14 protein-coding genes are annotated in these 16,743 nt (G+C 74.1%); 11 read left to right on the top strand and 3 right to left on the bottom strand.

Features of this window, described 5'->3' with window-relative positions; all coding sequences use genetic code 11:
• Positions 1 to 852, bottom strand: a complete 852-nt coding sequence (modA, locus tag ACZ52J_RS20935; RefSeq protein ID WP_465620675.1) for a molybdate ABC transporter substrate-binding protein — start codon at positions 850 to 852, stop codon at positions 1 to 3.
• A gap of 475 nt (positions 853 to 1,327) precedes the next feature.
• Here modA and ACZ52J_RS20930 point away from each other — a divergent pair, with 475 nt between their 5' ends.
• The 7 genes from ACZ52J_RS20930 to ACZ52J_RS20900 all read left to right on the top strand — a co-directional run bounded on the left by ACZ52J_RS20930 (position 1,328) and on the right by ACZ52J_RS20900 (position 9,769).
• Entirely contained in the window at positions 1,328 to 2,395 is a 1,068-nt protein-coding gene (locus ACZ52J_RS20930; protein ID WP_465620673.1) for an RNA ligase (ATP), read from the top strand.
• A gap of 171 nt (positions 2,396 to 2,566) precedes the next feature.
• Entirely contained in the window at positions 2,567 to 3,928 is a 1,362-nt protein-coding gene (locus ACZ52J_RS20925; RefSeq protein ID WP_465620671.1) for a cytochrome P450, read from the top strand.
• A gap of 382 nt (positions 3,929 to 4,310) precedes the next feature.
• On the top strand, positions 4,311 to 5,174 hold the full coding sequence (locus tag ACZ52J_RS20920; RefSeq protein ID WP_465620670.1) for an MHYT domain-containing protein: 864 nt from the start codon (positions 4,311 to 4,313) through the stop codon (positions 5,172 to 5,174).
• A 138-nt stretch (positions 5,175 to 5,312) separates the two neighbouring features.
• Complete coding sequence (locus ACZ52J_RS20915) at positions 5,313 to 8,132, top strand: sensor histidine kinase (protein WP_465620668.1); 2,820 nt, start codon at positions 5,313 to 5,315, stop codon at positions 8,130 to 8,132.
• Complete coding sequence (locus tag ACZ52J_RS20910; protein ID WP_465620666.1) at positions 8,129 to 8,539, top strand: roadblock/LC7 domain-containing protein; 411 nt, start codon at positions 8,129 to 8,131, stop codon at positions 8,537 to 8,539. Before ACZ52J_RS20915 ends, ACZ52J_RS20910 begins: the two co-directional genes overlap by 4 nt.
• A 5-nt stretch (positions 8,540 to 8,544) precedes the next feature.
• The gene (locus ACZ52J_RS20905; protein WP_465620888.1) at positions 8,545 to 9,057 is read left to right on the top strand and encodes a DUF742 domain-containing protein; all 513 of its coding nucleotides are present in this window, start codon (positions 8,545 to 8,547) and stop codon (positions 9,055 to 9,057) included.
• 109 nt (positions 9,058 to 9,166) lie between these two features.
• Positions 9,167 to 9,769, top strand: a complete 603-nt coding sequence (locus ACZ52J_RS20900) for a GTP-binding protein (RefSeq protein WP_360490152.1) — start codon at positions 9,167 to 9,169, stop codon at positions 9,767 to 9,769.
• A gap of 203 nt (positions 9,770 to 9,972) precedes the next feature.
• Here ACZ52J_RS20900 and ACZ52J_RS20895 read toward each other — a convergent pair whose 3' ends face one another.
• Positions 9,973 to 10,344 carry a hypothetical protein gene (locus ACZ52J_RS20895; protein ID WP_360490150.1) on the bottom strand — a complete coding sequence of 124 codons (372 nt, stop codon included), beginning with the start codon at positions 10,342 to 10,344 and terminating at the stop codon, positions 9,973 to 9,975.
• Between the two features lie 228 nt (positions 10,345 to 10,572).
• On the opposite strand from ACZ52J_RS20895, the gene ACZ52J_RS20890 reads away from it, so the two are divergent.
• Positions 10,573 to 11,253 carry an RNA polymerase sigma factor gene (locus ACZ52J_RS20890; RefSeq protein ID WP_465620665.1) on the top strand — a complete coding sequence of 227 codons (681 nt, stop codon included), beginning with the start codon at positions 10,573 to 10,575 and terminating at the stop codon, positions 11,251 to 11,253.
• A gap of 44 nt (positions 11,254 to 11,297) precedes the next feature.
• The gene (locus tag ACZ52J_RS20885; RefSeq protein WP_465620663.1) at positions 11,298 to 12,275 is read left to right on the top strand and encodes a hypothetical protein; all 978 of its coding nucleotides are present in this window, start codon (positions 11,298 to 11,300) and stop codon (positions 12,273 to 12,275) included.
• Between the two features lie 111 nt (positions 12,276 to 12,386).
• Here the strand turns inward: ACZ52J_RS20885 and ACZ52J_RS20880 are convergent, their stop codons facing one another.
• Positions 12,387 to 13,796: a cation:dicarboxylate symporter family transporter gene (locus ACZ52J_RS20880; RefSeq protein WP_465620661.1), complete on the bottom strand. Its 1,410-nt coding sequence runs from the start codon at positions 13,794 to 13,796 to the stop codon at positions 12,387 to 12,389.
• 154 nt (positions 13,797 to 13,950) lie between these two features.
• Here ACZ52J_RS20880 and ACZ52J_RS20875 point away from each other — a divergent pair, with 154 nt between their 5' ends.
• Both ACZ52J_RS20875 and ACZ52J_RS20870 read left to right on the top strand, forming a co-directional pair.
• Positions 13,951 to 15,912 (top strand): sensor histidine kinase, encoded by a 1,962-nt coding sequence (locus ACZ52J_RS20875; RefSeq protein WP_465620659.1) that lies wholly within the window; start codon positions 13,951 to 13,953, stop codon positions 15,910 to 15,912.
• On the top strand, positions 15,909 to 16,634 hold the full coding sequence (locus ACZ52J_RS20870; RefSeq protein WP_465620657.1) for a response regulator: 726 nt from the start codon (positions 15,909 to 15,911) through the stop codon (positions 16,632 to 16,634). The genes ACZ52J_RS20875 and ACZ52J_RS20870 overlap by 4 nt, the downstream gene beginning before the upstream one ends.
• Positions 16,635 to 16,743: the final 109 nt, after the last annotated feature.

The following is a 16,743-nucleotide window of genomic DNA, read 5'->3' as shown; positions in this document are numbered from 1 at the left end:
TCACGGTGCCTGGAAGCCCGCCGCGGTCAGCACCTGCTTGGCCTCGGGCGACTGGATGTACGCGACGAAGGCGGCGGCGCCGTCCTTGTTCGGTGCCTTGGCGAGGGCGGCGATCGGGTAGTCGTTCACGGCCTTGTCGGCCTCGGGGAAGTCCACACCGTCGATCTTCGCAGCATCGGCCTGCACGTCGGTCTTGTACACCAGTGAGGCGTCGACCTCGCCCAGTTCGACCTTGGTGAGCGCGCCCTTGACGTCCTGCTCCAGGGTGACCGGGGTGAGGTCGACGCCGGCGGCCTTGAGCGCGGTCTGCGCGGCGGCGCCGCAGGGCACCTCCTTTGCGCACAGCGCGACCTTCACACCGGAGCCGGTGAGGTCCTTGAGGCCCGCGATGTGCTTGGGATTGCCCTTGGGGACGGCGATGGTGAGCGTGTTCTTGACGAAGGTCGCCGGCTGGCCGCTCGCGCCGCCCGCGTCGGTCACGGTCTTCATGGTGGCCGGGCTGGCGGCGGCGAACACGTCCGCCGGGGCACCGGAGTTGATGCTGGTCGCGAGGCTGGAGCTGCCGCCGAAGTTGAAGGTGACCTTGCTGCCGGGGTTGGCCGCCTCGAACTTCTTGCCCAGCTCGGTGAAGCTCTCCTTGAGCGAGGCGGCGGCGAAGACGGTGATGGCGCCGCCGGCCTTCGGCACACCGCCACCCGCGGCGGCGGAGGACCCGGAGGAGGAGGCGGTCGACGCCGCGGAGCCGGAGGACTTGCCGCCGTCGCTGCCGCAGGCGGTGACCCCGAGGCTGAGGGCGAGAGCCGCTGCGGCGACGGCGAGTCTGCGGGTGGTGCCGGTCGTACGGGTGCTCATCGGTGATTCCCCTCCGGGGTGCGCGCCGGAAGGGGCGCGAGGGACTGGCCGCAGCTGCGGCCATTACGGCGATCATAGTGCCGCAAATGCGAGCGATAAATCCTCTGTTGCTTCGCACAGGCGGGGACGGGTGGGGGCCGCGGGCCTGCTGTGGGATGGCTCAAACGGGCGCGGTGGGGGTGGCCGACGGGGTGGTCGACAGGGTGGTTGGCAGTGGTCGACAGGGTGGTTGGCGGGATGGCGCGGGCGTGGGCGGCGGGGCGGCGGGGCGGCGCGGTGATGTCGTGGGCGTGGGGTGATGTCGGGGGCGTGGGGCGGCGTGGGGTGAGGTCGGGGCGTGCGGAAAATGCGTCGCGCCAAGGCGGTCGAGCGGTCAGAGTGGTCGCCGTCCGTACACACGACCGAGCTGCGCGTGCGAGCCACCACGGCCGCGGAAGCGCGCCGCCACGGTCGGACCAAGGGGAGGAGTCCGTCCATGTCCACGCTGCGCGTCACCGTCGAGAAGCTGACCATCCTGGAGCACCCGAACGCCGATGCTCTGGAGCTCGCACAGGTCGGCCTCTACCGGGCGGTGGTCGCGAGGGGCGCGTACCGGACCGGAGACCACGCCGTCTACATTCCCGAACAGTCCGTCCTCCCCGAGGAGTTGATCGCGGAGCTCGGCCTGACCGGCAAGCTGGCCGGCTCCCGGGCGAACCGGGTGAGGGCGGTACGGCTGCGCGGTGAGCTGTCCCAGGGCATCGTCTGCCGGCCCGCCGCACTCGCCGACACCGACCTGGCGGCCGCGGCCGAGCAGGGCGCGGACTTCGCCGAGCTGCTCGGCGTGGTCAAGTGGCAGCCGCCGGTGCCGACCTCGATGAGCGGCGACGTGGTCAGCGCTCCGGACCTGCTGCCCTGGGTGGACATCGAGAACCTCAAGCGCTACCCCGACGTCTTCGAGCCCGGCGAGCCGGTGGTGCTGACCGAGAAGCTGCACGGCAGCTGCTGCCTGGTCACGTACACCGCCGAGACCGGCGAGGTGCAGGTGTCGTCCAAGGGGATCGGTGCGAAGGGGCTGGCGCTGGCCGAGGACGAGCGCAACCTCTACTGGCGGGCGGTGCGCGCGTACGACATCCCGGCGGTGGCGGCCCGGCTGGCGGAGCGGCTCGGCGCCGAGCGGGTCGGTATCTTCGGCGAGGTCTTCGGCGAGGGCGTGCAGGACTTGGCCTACGGGGTCTCCGCGCGCGCCGGGCGGCCCGGGTACGCGGCGTTCGACGTGTCGGCCGTGGTGGACGGGCGGCTGACCTGGCTGTCCGCGCCCGAACTGCTGGACGGTGAGCTGCCGTTGGTGCCCGAGCTGTGGCGCGGGCCGTTCGACCCGGAGACCGTGCTGGCGCACGCCCACGGCAAGGAGACCTGCTCCGGGCGCGAACTCCACCTGCGCGAGGGCGTGGTGGTGCGGCCGGTGACCGAGCGCTGGAGCATGAAGCTCGGCGGGCGGGCGATCGCCAAGGTGGTCAGCGACGCCTACCTGACGCGCAAGGGCGGCACCGAGTACGAGTAGGCCGAGAGGCCGACGGGACCGGCTGCCTTGGCTGTCCCGTCGCCGCGCTGGCCGCGGTGGCTGCGCCGGCCGCGCCGGCTGTCCTGACGGCACTGGTTGCACGATCCTTCCGGCATTGACTACCCGTCAGTAGAGTTGTCGGTGCGCATCCCTGTGCAGAAGGAGTCACCCATGGCCACCGAAACCGTCATACCCGGACCGGTCGGCAATCCGCTGGTCGGGTCGCTGTTCGACCTCACCCGCCGGCCGCTGCGCACCTACCTCGCGGCCCGCCGCGACCACGGCGACGTGGTGCGGCTGCAGGCCGGCCCGCCCGGACTGCGGGTCGAGTTCTACGCGGTGTTCTCCCCGGACGGGGTCCAGAAGGTGCTGGGCGGGGAGGCGGCCAACTTCCGCAAGGAGAGTGCCTTCTACGACGAGCTGCGGACCAGCGTCGGCAATGGCCTGCTGACCAGCCAGGACGAGGACTACCAGCGCCAGCGCCGACTGATCCAGCCGCTGTTCACCCACCGCCGGGTGGACGGCTACGCGGACGTGATCGCGCGGGAGGCGCAGTCGCTCACCGAGCGCTGGCGCGCGGTGCCGGACGGGGTGGTGGACGCGGCGGAGGAGATGTCGCGGTTCGCGATGCGGGCGGTCGCGCGGATCCTCTTCGGCGCGGACGTGGAGGAAGCGGTCGAGGTGGTCCACCACAACTTCCCGCTGCTCGGCGAGTACGTCAAGGAGCGCGGTTTCGCCCCGGTCCGGGTCCCGCGCACCTGGCCGACCCCGGGCAACCGGCGCGGCCTCGGCGCCCAGCGGGCGCTGTACGAGGTCTGTGACCGGATCATCGCGGAGCGCGCCGCGCGCGGGGACAACGAGGACGCGGACGACCTGCTCACGCTGCTGGGGCGGGCGCGCGGCGAGGACGGGGAACGGCTGGACCCGGACGAACTCCGCGACCAGGTCCTGGTGTTCCTGATCGCCGGGCACGAGACCACGGCCACCTCGCTGGCCTTTGCGCTGCACCTGCTGGCCAAGCATCCGGAGCACCGGAAGCTCGCCCAGGAGGAGGCGCGGACCGTCCTGGCCGGGCGGGCGCCGACGGCGGCGGACCTGGAGGCACTGCCCTACATCACCCGGGTGCTGAAGGAGGCGATGCGGCTCTACCCGGCGGCGTCGCTGGTCGGCCGGCGGGCGGTCGACGAGACCGTCATCGACGGGTACGTCATCCCGGCGGGGGCCCAGGTCGTCGTCGCGCCGCTGGTCACCCACCGGCACCCCGGCCACTGGGCGGACCCGGAGCGCTTCGACCCGGACCGCTTCCTGCCGGAGGAGGAGAAGGCCCGGCACCGCTACGCCTGGTTCCCGTTCGGCGGTGGGCCGCGGGCGTGCATCGGGCAGCACTTCTCGATGCTGGAGTCGGTGCTGAGCCTGGCGGTGCTGCTGCGGGACTTCGAGGTGGAGGCGGTGGACCGGCGGGTCGCGCTCGCCCAGGGGATCACGCTGCGGGCGGCGAGCCCGATGCGGATCCGGGTGGCGGCCGCGGGCTGAGCTGGTTCGGCGGTCGGCGGTCGGCGGTCGGCGGTCGGCGGTCGGCGTTCAACTTTCAGCGGACAGATGACAGATGTCAAACTCTGTTATCCGTCCGCTGTTTGTTGTTTGCCGCCTGCCGTCCGGGCATACGACCGGGTCATTCGAACACACCGCCCGTCGCTCGTGGGCAGCTTTTCAGATCTTCGGGTGGCGGTTTCCGGCCCCTCGATAGCGTCCCACGCACCCCAGGCCGAAAGCGCACATGCGAATGGCATATGACGAGACCGGGTCCCCACGGATCTGACAGCGCCTCGCCGCCGATCGCATGGAGTCCGCCCGGCCCGGGGAGCCCGGGCGCACCGCGAACCGCCCCGGGCCCGACCGGTCGACCGGAGGTCCCATGGGCACCCTCAACCCCCTCAGTCTCGGCTGGCTGACCCCCGCCCTCTCGTACCTGATGGCCTGCGCCGGCGCCGCCCTCGGGCTGCGCTGCACGCTGCGCGGTCTGGCCGCGAGCGGTGCCGCCCGGCGGAACTGGCTGGTCACGGCCGCCGCCGCGATCGGCTCCGGCATCTGGACCATGCACTTCGTCGCCATGTTCGGGTTCGCCGTCGACGGCACCGAGCTGCGCTACAACGTCCCGCTGACCGTCCTCAGCCTCGTGGTCGCGGTGCTGGTCACCGGCCTCGGTCTGACCGTGGTCTGCTACGGCGCGCACCGCGGCCTCTCCCTGCTGGCGGGCGGTGTCACCACCGGCCTCGGCGTCGCCGCGATGCACTACCTGGGCATGGCCGCCGTACGAATGCACGGCGCTCTGAGCTACGACGCCGGGACGGTCGCGCTGTCCGTACTGGTCGCGGTCGGCGCCGCCACGGCCGCGCTCTGGGCCGCCGTGACCATCCGCAACGTCTACGCGGCCGGGGCCGCCGCGCTGGCCATGGGCCTCGCCGTCAGCTGCATGCACTACACCGGCATGGCCGCCGTGCACGTCCGGTTGGAGCCGGGCCGGGGCGGCCTCGGCGGGGCCGGCGCGATGGAGTTCGTCTTCCCGCTGGCCGTCGGCCTCGGCTCGTTCCTCTTCCTCGCCTCGGCCTTCGTCGCGCTCTCGCCGACCGCCCAGGAGCGGGCCGGCTACCGGGAGGCGGGCGAGCTGGCCATCGAGGAGCTCCCCGCCACTGCCGCGCCCCCCGTGCCCGAACCGCCCGAGCCCGCTCTCCCCGGAGTCGAGCGCCACGACGCGGAGCACCACGACCGCGCCGCCTGAGCGCGGCAACCTGAGCGCGGCCACCTGAGCGCGGCCACCTGGACACTGCGTGCCCGGGCGCGTCAGGCCTCGTGCGGCTCCCGACCACTCCGCCTCCGCCTCCGCCCGCCCCTGCCCCGCCCGAAAGGCTCCTCATCCATGCGAGAAGACCGCGGTACCGCCCCCGGTGCCCGTCGGGGTGCCCATGCCGGGCCGCCCGCCCGTCCACCGCGGCCCGGCACATGGCTGCACGGGCTGCACGGGCTGCGCCCCCGGACCGTCCGGGCCCGGATCATCGCCCTGCTGATGGTCCCGGTCGTCTCGATCATCGCCCTGTGGGGGTTCGCCACCGTCACCACCGCCCAGGGCGTCTGGGATCTGCTGCGCCAGCGCGACGCCCAGCGCACCGTGCTCACCCCCGTCGCCGGGACCATCGTCGGGCTGCAGGCCGAACGCGCCGCAGCCGGTCAGCTGCTGGCCGCCCCGGCGACCGCCCCCACCGAGGCCCGGGTGAGCGCCCTGCGCGAGGCCTCGGCCACCACCGACCGCGCGATCACCCCGCTGTACCCCGATCCCCGGCACCCCGACCAGGGCTACAACCGCGCCGACGCCCAGGGCCTCGGTGGTGACGCCGCCGCCCGCCTGGACGCCCTCGGCGCCGCCCTCGCGGCCCTGCCCGAGCTGCGCGGGCGCGTGCTGGCCAGGAGCGTCGGCTGGCCCGAGGTGTACGCCGCGTACGGCGAGGCGGTGGACCGGGCGCTTGCCGCGGCCGGCGCCGTCACCCTGCTGCAGGACCATCCGGCCGCCGCCGACAGGAGGGCGCTGCTGGAGCTGGCCCGCTCCCGCGAACTGCTGGCCCGCGAGGACGCGCTGCTGCGAGTCGCCCAGCTCACCGGCGCGCTCGGCGACGACCAGCTGCGCGAGTTCTCCGGCACGGCCTTCGCCCGGCGGGAGTTCGAGCGGAGCTCCGCCGCCGACCTGCGCCCCGCCGACCGGGCGGCGCTGCTCGCCGTCACCGGCGGCCAGGATCATCGCGAGCTGGTCGGGTACGAGGAGAGGGTCCGTGCCGCCGACGGTCGGACGGCCGTCGCCGCGGTGCCGGCGGACCGGTGGGCGGTGGTCGCCGGGAATGTCGTGAGCGGCCTGCGCGCCATCGAGGGCCAGGCCGGACGGGTTGCCTCCGATCGCCAGAGTCCTTACGCCCTGGGCCTGTTCACCCCAGCCGGGATGGCCGTGCTGCTCGGTCTGGTCGGCGTGGTCGCCTCGCTGGTGATCTCGGTGCAGGTCGGGCGCGGACTGGTGACCGACCTGATCGGCCTGCGCAATACGGCGCTTGAGCTGGCCGGTCGCAAACTGCCCGCCACCATCCGGAAGTTGCGGGCGGGCGAGGAGGTGGACATCGAGGCCGAGGCGCCGGGGCCGGTGGGCGGGGGTGACGAGATCGGCCAGGTGCACCGGGCGCTCGGCACCGTCCTGCGGGCGGCCGTCACGGCGGCGGTCGAGCGGGCCGAGGTGTTGTCCGGGGTATCCGGGGTGTTCGTCAACCTCGCGCGGCGCAGCCAGGTCCTGGTGCACCGCCAACTCACCCTGCTGGACGCGATGGAGCGCCGCACCGAGGACCCGTCCGAGCTGGCCGACCTGTTCCGGCTCGACCACCTCACCACCCGCATGCGCCGCCACGCCGAGGGCCTGATCATCCTCTCCGGCGCCGCCCCCGGCCGGGCCTGGCGCAGGCCCGTCCCGCTGGTGGACGTGGTGCGCGCAGCCGTCTCGGAGGTCGAGGAGTACGCCCGGGTCGAGGTGCACCCGCTGCCGCGCGCCGCCGTCGCCGGGCACGCCGTCGCGGACCTCACCCACCTGGTCGCCGAGCTGGTCGAGAACGCCACCGGCTTCTCCCCGCCGCGCACCCGGGTGCACATCCGGGGCGAACAGGTCGGCACCGGCTACGCGTTGGAGATCGAGGACCGCGGCCTCGGCATGGGCCCGGAGGCCCTGGCCGCCGCCAACCGCCGGATCGCCACGGCCGAGCAGACCGACCTCTTCGACAGCGACCGGCTCGGCCTGTTCGTGGTCAGCCGGCTCGCCCGGCGGCAGGACGTCAAGGTCTCGCTGGTGACCTCCGCGTACGGCGGCACCACCGCGGTGGTCCTGCTGCCCACCGCGCTGCTGACCGACGGGGCGGCGGACGGGCTGCGTCAACCGTACGATCCGGTGCCGGAGCCGGGCGTCGCACCGGTCGATCCTGCCGCACCGGTCCCGGTCAAGCGCGCGTACCCGGGTTGGGTCGAGCGGGAGTTCGGCCCGACGGGCGGGGACAGCCTGCGCGATGCGGGGAGTGAAGGACTTCCGGCGGTGGGTGGGCCACCGCCGGAGGATGGGGCACTGCCGCCGTTCGGCGTCCGGGGGAGCGACCCCGGGCCGGCGCGCCGCACCCCCATCCGGGCCTCGAGTGCCCGGGTGGCCGGCCCGGCTGCGGACGGGGGCCCGGGTGCCGCCCTCCGTCCGCAGTCCGGGCCGCCGCAGCCGTACCGAAGGAGCCTGGAGTCGGAGTCGGATCCGCAGCCGGATCAGGTGCCCGCCGATCGCCAACTCGATGCAGGGCGCCAGGAGTTGCCGCGTCGGACCCGTCAGGCGAGCCTCGTTCCGCAGCTGCGCGAGGCCCCGACCGGACCGGGCCCCCGCCCCCGCCGTATGACCGCCGCCACCGCCGGACCGCCCACGGCGCCGGGTACGGGCCCCGAACGTCGCGCCCACGAGGGTGGCGGTCATGAGGGCCGCAGCCCCGAGGCGGCGCGTGCGGCGATGGCGGCCTTCCAGGAAGGGTGGGCGCGCGGCCTGCGCCCCGAGGGCGGACGGTACGACCGTCTCGCGGACCGGCCCGCCGGCCGACCCACCGCTCAGCAGCCCGCCGACCTCCCACCGCCGCAGGGCCCGCGCGGTCCCCTGTTCCCGCCCCGACCCGAAGGAGAGCGCCCGTGATCGGCACCACCCACCGCGCAGGAGAACTGAACTGGCTCCTCGACGAGCTGGTCCGGCGCGCCCCCGAGGTCCGCTTCGCCGTGATGCTCTCCGCCGACGGACTGGCCACGGGCGCCTCGGCCGGCCTGCCGCGCGAGGACGGCGAGCACCTGGCCGCCATCGCCTCCGGCTTCCACAGCCTGGCCAAGGGCGCCGGACGCCACTTCGGCGCGGGCGAAGTCCGGCAGACCATGGTCGAGTTGGAGGGCGGCTACCTGTTGGTCGCGGCCGCCGGGGAGGGCACCTGCCTGGCCGTGTTCGCCACCGCCCGGGCCGACCTCGGTCTGATCGCCTACGAGATGGCCGGACTGGTCCGCCGGGTCGGGGAGCACCTGAGCACCCCGGCGCGCGCGGTGGACGGCTGGTGAGCCCGGTGCCCCGCCCGTCCGCCGAGGGGCCGTCTGCCGAGCGGCCGTCCCGCGAGGGGTGGTCCGCCGAGCGACATCCGGAACACCCGCCGGCCGAGGCCGGGCGACACCCCCGCAACCCGCTCGCTGCCGCCCACCGGGCCCGCTGGTACGACGAGGAGGCCGGCCCGCTGGTCCGCCCGTACGCCATGACGCGGGGGCGCACCGGGGCCGGCGGGCAACAGCTCGACCTGATCGCCGTCGTCGTCAGCGTCCTGCCCGACCCGGCGCTCGTCCCGGACGCGCCCGAGCCGCCGGTCGGTCCCGAACAGGCGCGCATCCACGCGCTGTGCCGGGGCACCCCGCTGTCCGTGGCCGAGCTCGCCGCCGACCTCGACCTGCCGGTGGGCGTCGTACGGGTGCTGCTCGGCGACCTGCTGGCGGCCGGACTCATCCGGGTCAACCGCCCCGTCCCGCCCGCCCTGCTCCCCGACGAGCGCATCCTCCAGGAGGTCATCCATGGACTCCGCGCACTCTGACCACCGATCCGGTCCGTCCGATCCGGCCTGCTGGTCTCACCCGTCCGACCCGTCCGACCCGTCCGACCCGTCCGACCCGTCCGGGGCTTCCGGGTCTTCCGGAGCGTCGGTGGCGGAGGACCCCGACGGCACCGTGCTCGCGCTCAAGATCCTGGTGGCGGGCGGCTTCGGGGTCGGCAAGACGACGCTGGTCGGCGCGGTCAGCGAGATCCGCCCGCTGCGCACCGAGGAGCGGCTGACCGAGGTCGGGCGCGGGGTGGACGACCTCGACGGTGTGGAGCGCAAGAGCACCACGACGGTGGCGATGGACTTCGGGCGGATCACCATCCGGGAGGGTCTGGCGGTCTACCTCTTCGGCACTCCGGGGCAGGACCGCTTCTGGTTCCTCTGGGACGAGTTGGCCCAGGGCGCGCTGGGTGCCGTGGTGCTCGCCGACACCCGCCGCCTGACGGACTGCTTCCCGGCCGTCGACTTCTTCGAGCACCGGGGCATCCCGTTCGTGGTCGCGGTCAACCGGTTCGCCGGGGCCGGGGAGTTCGGCCCGGACGAGGTTGCCCGCGCGCTGGACCTGGACACCGGCACGCCCGTGCTGCTCTGCGACGCGCGCCACCGGTCGTCGGGGAAGGAGGTGCTGATCAACCTGGTCGAGCACGCCGGCCGGGTGCGCGCCGCCCGGCTGCTCGCGGACGCCGCGCCGGCGGGGTTCGGGTGAGGTGGTGTCGGTGTGACGGGCGTCGGCGGTCAGATGACAGCTTTCGGATAACAGCGTTCAGCTGACAGAGTTCAGCCGACAACTGACAGCTGACAGATTTCGAAATCTGTCAGCTGTCAGTTGGTACCTGTTACCTGTCGCCCCTCACCCCGCCGACCGTCGGCCGCCGTCCGCGCCGGGGCCGCCAGGTCGCAGGGGCACGTTCAGCTGTGCCACTGGAAGACGATCTTCGTCCAGGCGGACCCCGGGCAGTTGCCCCAGACGTCCCAGGCCTCCGGCCGCGCGCCGATCCACAGGCCGGTGGTGTGCGTGCCGTTGGCACAGTAGGTGATGGTGCGCAGCCAGCCGGAGTAGATGTTGCAGTAGCCCTCCCAGCGCCAGCCGTAGTTCGCGGTGATGACGCAGTGGTAGGGCGCGGCGGCGACGGTGTTCGACGCCGCGATGGACCCGGGGGTGATGCTCTGGTCCGGGGCGGGCGCCGCCGCGGCCGGCAGGGTGGTGGTCCCGAGCACGCCGAGGGTGGCCGCGGCGGCCATCCCGAACGTGGCGATCTTCCTGGCGATGCAGCCTCGCATGGTGCTTCTCCTTGCTGGACGGTTCTCAATGGGTGGAGCGCCCCGGCCGTCCGGATGCGTGGGCGGGGACGAATTCCCGCTCCCCGTACGGCCGGTGACGTATTGCATACGAATGACTGCGAACAGTGAGACGACGAACTATGATGTGACCTGTGTCACAACGGCTCCGATTGGGCTGCGACCAGGCCCGATCGGGCGTTCGGGGTGCCGATTCCCGGGGAGAGCGGCATGGCGGATTGCGGCGGTCGACGAGTGGGCGGCGGGCCGGAAAAGGGTTTCGGCCCGTGCGAGAACGGCGGTCAACCGGCCGATTTCAACCGGCTGTTCACCGATCTGCTGCCCCGCCTCCAGCAGGCGGCCGCCTCGCTCACCGGAAGTCCGCTCGCCGCCGGGGACGTCGTCCACGACGTCTACCTGCGGATCGCCCGCCGGCCGGAGCGCTTCCTCGGCCATCCGCAGCCGTACGCCTACGCGTTCACCGCGATGGTGAACATCCTGCGCGACCAGTGGCGCCGGGAGCGCCGGAGGGTCCCGATGCCCGAGGTGCCGGAGGCGGGCGAACGGGCCGGGCGGGGCCGCGCGATGCCCGATCCCCGGGCGGGTGGGATGGCCGAGCTGCAGGCGCGCTGGGAGGTGGTCCGGCTGCTGGGCTTCCTGACCGCCAAGCAGGCCCGCGCGGTGGCGCTGGTCGACCTCGACGGCTACAGCGTCGACGAGGCCGCCGAACTGCTCGGGCTGCACCGCAGCACCCTGGCCGTCACCCGCCGCCGGGCCCACGGGCGGCTGCGCGCCGTCCTCGAACGGGAGCGCGAACGGGAGCGTGGGCGGGAGGGTGAGCGGGAGGGTGAGCGGGGCGCGGACTGCGGTCGTCCGCCGCCCGCCGCGCGGCGGCCCGACGCACCGAGCTGACGGCAAGTCAGCTGATGCGCCGCCCCGGCCCGTACGCTCAAATCGTGATCACGTACGAGGACCGCCGCTTGCGTGCCCTGGCCGAGGGCGGCCGCTGGCACGAGCTGCTCGCCGCCTACCGGCAGGGCCGGGCGGCCGCCGTGGTCGAAGCGGGGGAGGAGACCGCGGCGGCCCTGACCGCGCCGCTCGGCCATCTGATCGCCTACGCGGCGCCGCCCGAGCTGGCCGTCCGGTTGTTCGACCGGGACGGCGGCGAGGGGACGGTCGCCGGGGTGGCCGACCACGACGCCGGCCCGCTGTGGGAGGTGCTCGCGACCCGGCACTCCTGGCTGCGGCTGGCGCCGCTGCTCGGCCCGGCCCCGGTGCGCCGGCTGGTCGCGCACACCCGGGTGCTGCTCGGCGAGGACCTCTCGTACGGGGCCGAGCCCGATCCGGAGGGTGTGCCGCTGCGGCTGGAGCCGTGGGAGGCGGCGGGGTGGGAGGAGCCGGCGCGGGTGCGGGAGTACCTGCCCGGCGGAGGCGCGCGGAGCGCGCTGCTGACCCTGCCGGCCAGCCGGGAGGGCCTGGGCGAGGTGGAGCTGCCGGCGCCCGTGGCGCGGGCCGACGGTCGGCCGGTCGGGCAGCGGGTCACCCGGGCGCTGGCCGAGCTGGGCGCGCTGGCGCCGTGGGCGGAGGTGGTCTGTGTCCGCGGCCAGGCCCCGCTGGCGGCCGCGCTGCTGGCCCGTGGCCGCCGGGTGGTCGGCGGGTACCTGCCGTTCGCGCTCGCCTACCCGGCGCTGGTACGGGCCGCCGCCGTCGGACGGGCGCAGGGCTGCGCGCACGGGCGGCTGGGGCTGTGGCGGGCGCTGGCGGCGATGGCCGGGGCGGACGGGCCGGCGCCGGGTGAGGTGAACGCGCTGGTGGCCCGGATGCGCTGCTTCACCTGGCACGAGCCGGCGGCCGGGCTGCACCACCTGCACGTCGCGCTGGAGGATCCGGCCAGCGGGGTGGCCTGGGCGGTCAGCGGCTCGCAGGAGCTGTGACGGGCGGCCCATGGCGTCGGGGCCGGGGGACGGAAGGGCCCCCGGCCCGGCGCCGTTTCCGGGGGATGGGGGAGGCGCCGGACCGGGGGAGTGAAGGGGACGCGCGGTCGCTCAGGCGGCGGCGGGCGCGGCGCCCCGGGCGGGGGCGGTCTCGGGCTCCTCCTCCGGCGCCGGGCCGCCTTCGCCGTGGCCGTCGGTGTCGTGGCCGTCGACCAGGGTCAGCTCGTCGAACGGCACCTCGCCGGCCAGCACCCGGTGGGCGCGCTCGGTGTCGAGCTCACCGGTCCAGTGCCCGATCAGCACGGTGGCGACGGCATTGCCCGCGAAGTTGGTGAGCGCGCGGGCCTCGGACATGAAGCGGTCGATGCCGACGATCAGGCCGACCCCGTCCACCAGCGCGGGCTTGTGCGACTGCAGCCCGCCCGCGAGGGTGGCCAGGCCGGCGCCGGTGACCCCGGCCGCGCCCTTGCTCGCGATCACCATGAACACCAGCAGAGAGAGCTGCTCGCCGATCGACATCGGCTTGTCCATCGCCTCGGAGATGAAGATCGAGGACATGGTGAGGTAGATCGCGGTGCCGTCGAGGTTGAAGCTGTAGCCGGTCGGCACGGTGATGCCGACGACCGGGCGGCTGACGCCCAGGTGCTCCATCTTGGCGATCAGGCGCGGCAGCGCGCTCTCGGAGGAGGAGGTCGAGAGGATGAGCAGGAACTCGCGGCCGAGGTACTTCAGCAGCGCGAACACATTGACCCCGGCGACCAGGCGCAGCAGCGTGCCCAGCACCACGACGACGAACAGCGCGCAGGTCAGGTAGAAGCCGATCATGATGACCGCGAGGCTCTTCAGCGCGGCCGTGCCGGTGGCGCCGACCACGGCGGCCATCGCCCCGAAGGCGCCGATCGGCGCGACCCACATGATCATCGCCATGACGCGGAAGACCAGCCGCTGCACGTGTTCGATCCCGCGCAGCACCGGGGCGCCGACCGGGCCCATCGCCTGCAGGGCGAAGCCGGTGAGCAGGGCGACCAGCAGGGTCTGCAGCACCTTGCCCTGGGTGAGGGCCGAGAACATGGTGTCGGGGATCATCCCGAGCAGGAAGTCGGCAGTCGACTGGGCTCCGCCGGCCGCCGCCTGGGCGTGGCCGGACTTGGCCAGCGCGGCGGTCAGGTGCAGGCCGCCGCCGGGCTCCAGCAGGTTGCCGACGACCAGGCCGATGGCCAGTGCGACGGTCGACATGACGAGGAAGTAGCCGAGGGCCAGGCCGCCGACCTTGCCGACCTTCGCCGCCTTGGTCACCGAGCCGATGCCCAGCACGATGGTGCAGAAGATCACCGGGCTGATCATCATCTTGATCAGATTGACGAACCCGGTGCCGACCGGCTTCAGCTCCACGGCGAAGCCGGGGGCGGCCAGCCCGACCACCACGCCCGCGATCACCGCGGCGATCACGGCGAGGTAGAGGTAGTGGGTCCGGTCCTTGTGTCTGGGTCCCCCCGCCGTTGCGGCTCCAGCGATCGACATCTGCGGCTCCTTCGCCCTGCAGTCCTGGCGGCCCCGGGTGGTGGGCCGCTCCGAACTATGTGCCGAGGCGTGACGGAGGTCACGTTTGCGTTCATAGAGTTCACGATCGGTGCAGCAGGGTCGGCCGAGCGGCCCGTGGTGCACACTGGCTGGCATGTCCGAGCGCACCGCCCCCACCGCCCCGCGCCGACGGCTCTCCCTGCTCCGCCTGCTCCGTCCGTCCCGCCTGCTCCGTCCGTCGAGGTTGCCCCGTCCGTCGGGTGTGCCCCGCAGGTTGCCCCGGCGCCTTCCCCGTCGGCTGGTCCGCAGCCTGGCCGGGCAGCTGTTCGTCGTCCAGGTGGTGATCGTCGCCGCCGTGGTCGCGGGCGGCGCGGTGCTTGCGTACCTCTTCACCGCCGACCGGAACGAGGACGCGGCCCGCCGCCAGGTCACCGCGGTCGCCCACGCCGTCGCCGACTCGCCGTCCGTCCGGGCCGCGGTCACCGGCCCGGACCCGACCACGGTGCTCCAGCCGTACGTCGAGCAGGTGCGGACGGACACCGGGGTCTCCTTCATCACCGTCATGGACACCGACGGCGTGCGCTGGACCCACCCGCTGCCCGAGCAGATCGGCAAGCGCTACCTCGGACACATCGACTGGGCGCTCGCCGGGCAGACCCGCAGCGAGACGTACACCGGCACGCTCGGCCCGTCCGTCCGGGTGGTCACGCCGGTATGGGACGACCGGCACCGGGTGATCGCGCTGGTCAGCGCGGGCCGCACCGTCGAGTCGATCTCCGCGCAGCTCAGCGGCCCGCTGATGGCCCTGGTCGGGGTGGCGGTGGCCGCGCTCGCGCTCGGCGGAGTCGGCACCTATCTCGCCAACTCCCGGCTGCGGCGGCACACTCACGGCATGGGGCCGGACGAGCTCAGCCACCTCTACGAGTACCACCAGGCCACGTTGCGCTCGGTGCGCGAGGGACTGGTCCTGCTGGACCGCTCGCACCGGGTCGTGCTGTGCAACGACGCCGCCCGCGAACTGCTCGGCCTGGCAGGCGACGTGGACGGGCGACCGGTGGCGGAACTGGACCTGCCGGAGGCGCTGGTGGCGGCCGTCCTGGGTGAAGAGCCGGTCCGGGACGAGGTGCACCTGACCGCCGAGCGGGTCGTGGTGCTCAACACCTCCACCATCGGCACTGGCCTCGGCCGGGTGGTCACCCTCCGGGACCACACCGAACTGCAGGCGCTCAGTGGCGAGTTGGACTCCGTCCGCGGCTTCACCGAGGCGCTCGGTGCCCAGGCGCACGAGGCCGCCAACCGGTTGCACGCGGTCGTCTCGCTGATCGAACTCGGCCGCCACGAACAGGCGGTGGAGTTCGCCACCGCCGAACTCGAGCTCGCCCAGCAGCTCACCGACCGGGTGGTCGCCGCGGTGGGCGAGCCGGTGCTCGCCGCGCTGCTGCTCGGCAAGGCCTCCCAAGCCGCCGAGCGGGGCGTGGAGTTGACCCTCACCGAGGACAGCAGGATCGACGACGGGGTGCTCCCGCCCGGGCTCTCCGCCCGGGACCTGATCACCGTCCTCGGCAACCTGATCGACAACGCCGTGGACGCCGCCATCGCCGGAGCCGCGCAGAGCCCCGTCCCGCCGGAGGTCACCGTCACGGCGCGGGTCGATGGCGGTGGGTTCTCGGGCGGTGGCCCCGCGGGCGGCGATGGCTCCTCGGAGGACGGCGGCTCCTCGGGCGGCGGTGGCTCCTCGGACAGCGCTGGTGGTGAGGGCACGGACGGCGACTGTCTGCTGCTGCGGGTCGCCGACACCGGCGCGGGCATCGACCCCTCGGCCGTCGAGGACGTGTTCCGGCGCGGCTGGAGCACCAAGCAGGACGGCCGCGGGCACGGCCTCGGGCTGGCGCTGGTCGCCCAGGCCGCTCGGCGCAACGGCGGCACCGTCGAGGTCGGGCGCGAGCGCGGCGCGGTGCTGACGGTCCGGCTGCCACTGGCCGGCCGACCGGGGGACCCGGGGGAGTCGGGGGAGTCGGAGATGTCGGAGGAACCGCAGGGGTCGGGAGGGCCGAGAGGGCGTGAGCCGGAGGGGCGGGAGCGGCAAGGACGCGAGCCGGAAGGGGTTCGGGCATGACCTCGCGCCACGAAACCGAGCCGCCGGGGATCTCCGTCCTGGTCGTCGAGGACGACCCGGTGGCGGCCGCCGCGCACACCCTGTACGTCGAGCGCGAGCCCGGTTTCCACGCCGTCGGCACCGTCCACAGCTGCGCGGACGCGCTGCGCTTCCTGGACCGGGCCCGCGCCGCCGGGACTCCCGTCGACCTCACCCTGCTCGACCTCTACCTGCCGGACGGCCACGGGCTGCAGCTGTGCCGTACGCTGCGCGCCGCCGGCCACAGTACCGACGTCATCGCGGTGACCTCGGCGCGCGACCTCGCGATGGTCCGGCAGGCGGTCTCGGCCGGGGTCGTGCAGTACCTGCTGAAGCCGTTCAGTGCCGCCGCCCTGCACGACCGGCTGGAGCGTTACGCCCGCTACCGCGACAGTCTGGGGCGCACCGGCGAGGCCACCGGCCAGGACGAGGTCGACCAGGCGTTCGCCCTGCTCCGCACCCCCGAGCGCAGCACCCTGCCGAAGGGGCTGAGCGCGCCCACCCTGGACACCGTCGCCTCGGTGCTGCGGGAGGCCGCGACCGGGCTGTCGGCGGCGGCCGCGGGCGCCGCCGCCGGGGTCTCGCGGATCACCGCGCGGCGCTACCTGGAGCACCTGGTGGACACCGGGCGGGCGGTGCGGGAGCCGCAGTACGGCAACGTCGGGCGGCCGGAACTCTGCTACCGGTGGAAGGCGAAGCCCTGAGGACCGGACGCGAGGCCGGGCGGGCCGGGTGGGGCGTGACCTTTCGGTGCGGCGGTCGTTGAGAACGGCAGGGGGAGTCGGAGGAGGGCGTGGGGCGGAACCGGGGGAG

Source organism: Kitasatospora sp. NPDC034035 (genome assembly GCF_055575755.1).
The sequence above is the reverse complement of the archived record's forward strand: the minus strand, read 5'-3'. Positions and strand labels throughout refer to the sequence as shown.

What these genes read in the sequence shown, in the direction of transcription:
- ACZ52J_RS20915 (WP_465620668.1), top strand. Translation starts at nt 5,313, where the DNA reads ATGCGAGAAGACCGCGGTACCGCCCCCGGTGCCCGTCGGGGTGCCCAT.
- ACZ52J_RS20925 (WP_465620671.1), top strand. Translation starts at nt 2,567, where the DNA reads ATGGCCACCGAAACCGTCATACCCGGACCGGTCGGCAATCCGCTGGTC.
- ACZ52J_RS20875 (WP_465620659.1), top strand. Translation starts at nt 13,951, where the DNA reads ATGTCCGAGCGCACCGCCCCCACCGCCCCGCGCCGACGGCTCTCCCTG.
- ACZ52J_RS20880 (WP_465620661.1), bottom strand. Translation starts at nt 13,796, where the DNA reads ATGTCGATCGCTGGAGCCGCAACGGCGGGGGGACCCAGACACAAGGAC.
- ACZ52J_RS20930 (WP_465620673.1), top strand. Translation starts at nt 1,328, where the DNA reads ATGTCCACGCTGCGCGTCACCGTCGAGAAGCTGACCATCCTGGAGCAC.
- modA (WP_465620675.1), bottom strand. Translation starts at nt 852, where the DNA reads ATGAGCACCCGTACGACCGGCACCACCCGCAGACTCGCCGTCGCCGCA.
- ACZ52J_RS20920 (WP_465620670.1), top strand. Translation starts at nt 4,311, where the DNA reads ATGGGCACCCTCAACCCCCTCAGTCTCGGCTGGCTGACCCCCGCCCTC.
- ACZ52J_RS20870 (WP_465620657.1), top strand. Translation starts at nt 15,909, where the DNA reads ATGACCTCGCGCCACGAAACCGAGCCGCCGGGGATCTCCGTCCTGGTC.
- ACZ52J_RS20895 (WP_360490150.1), bottom strand. Translation starts at nt 10,344, where the DNA reads ATGCGAGGCTGCATCGCCAGGAAGATCGCCACGTTCGGGATGGCCGCC.
- ACZ52J_RS20890 (WP_465620665.1), top strand. Translation starts at nt 10,573, where the DNA reads ATGGCGGATTGCGGCGGTCGACGAGTGGGCGGCGGGCCGGAAAAGGGT.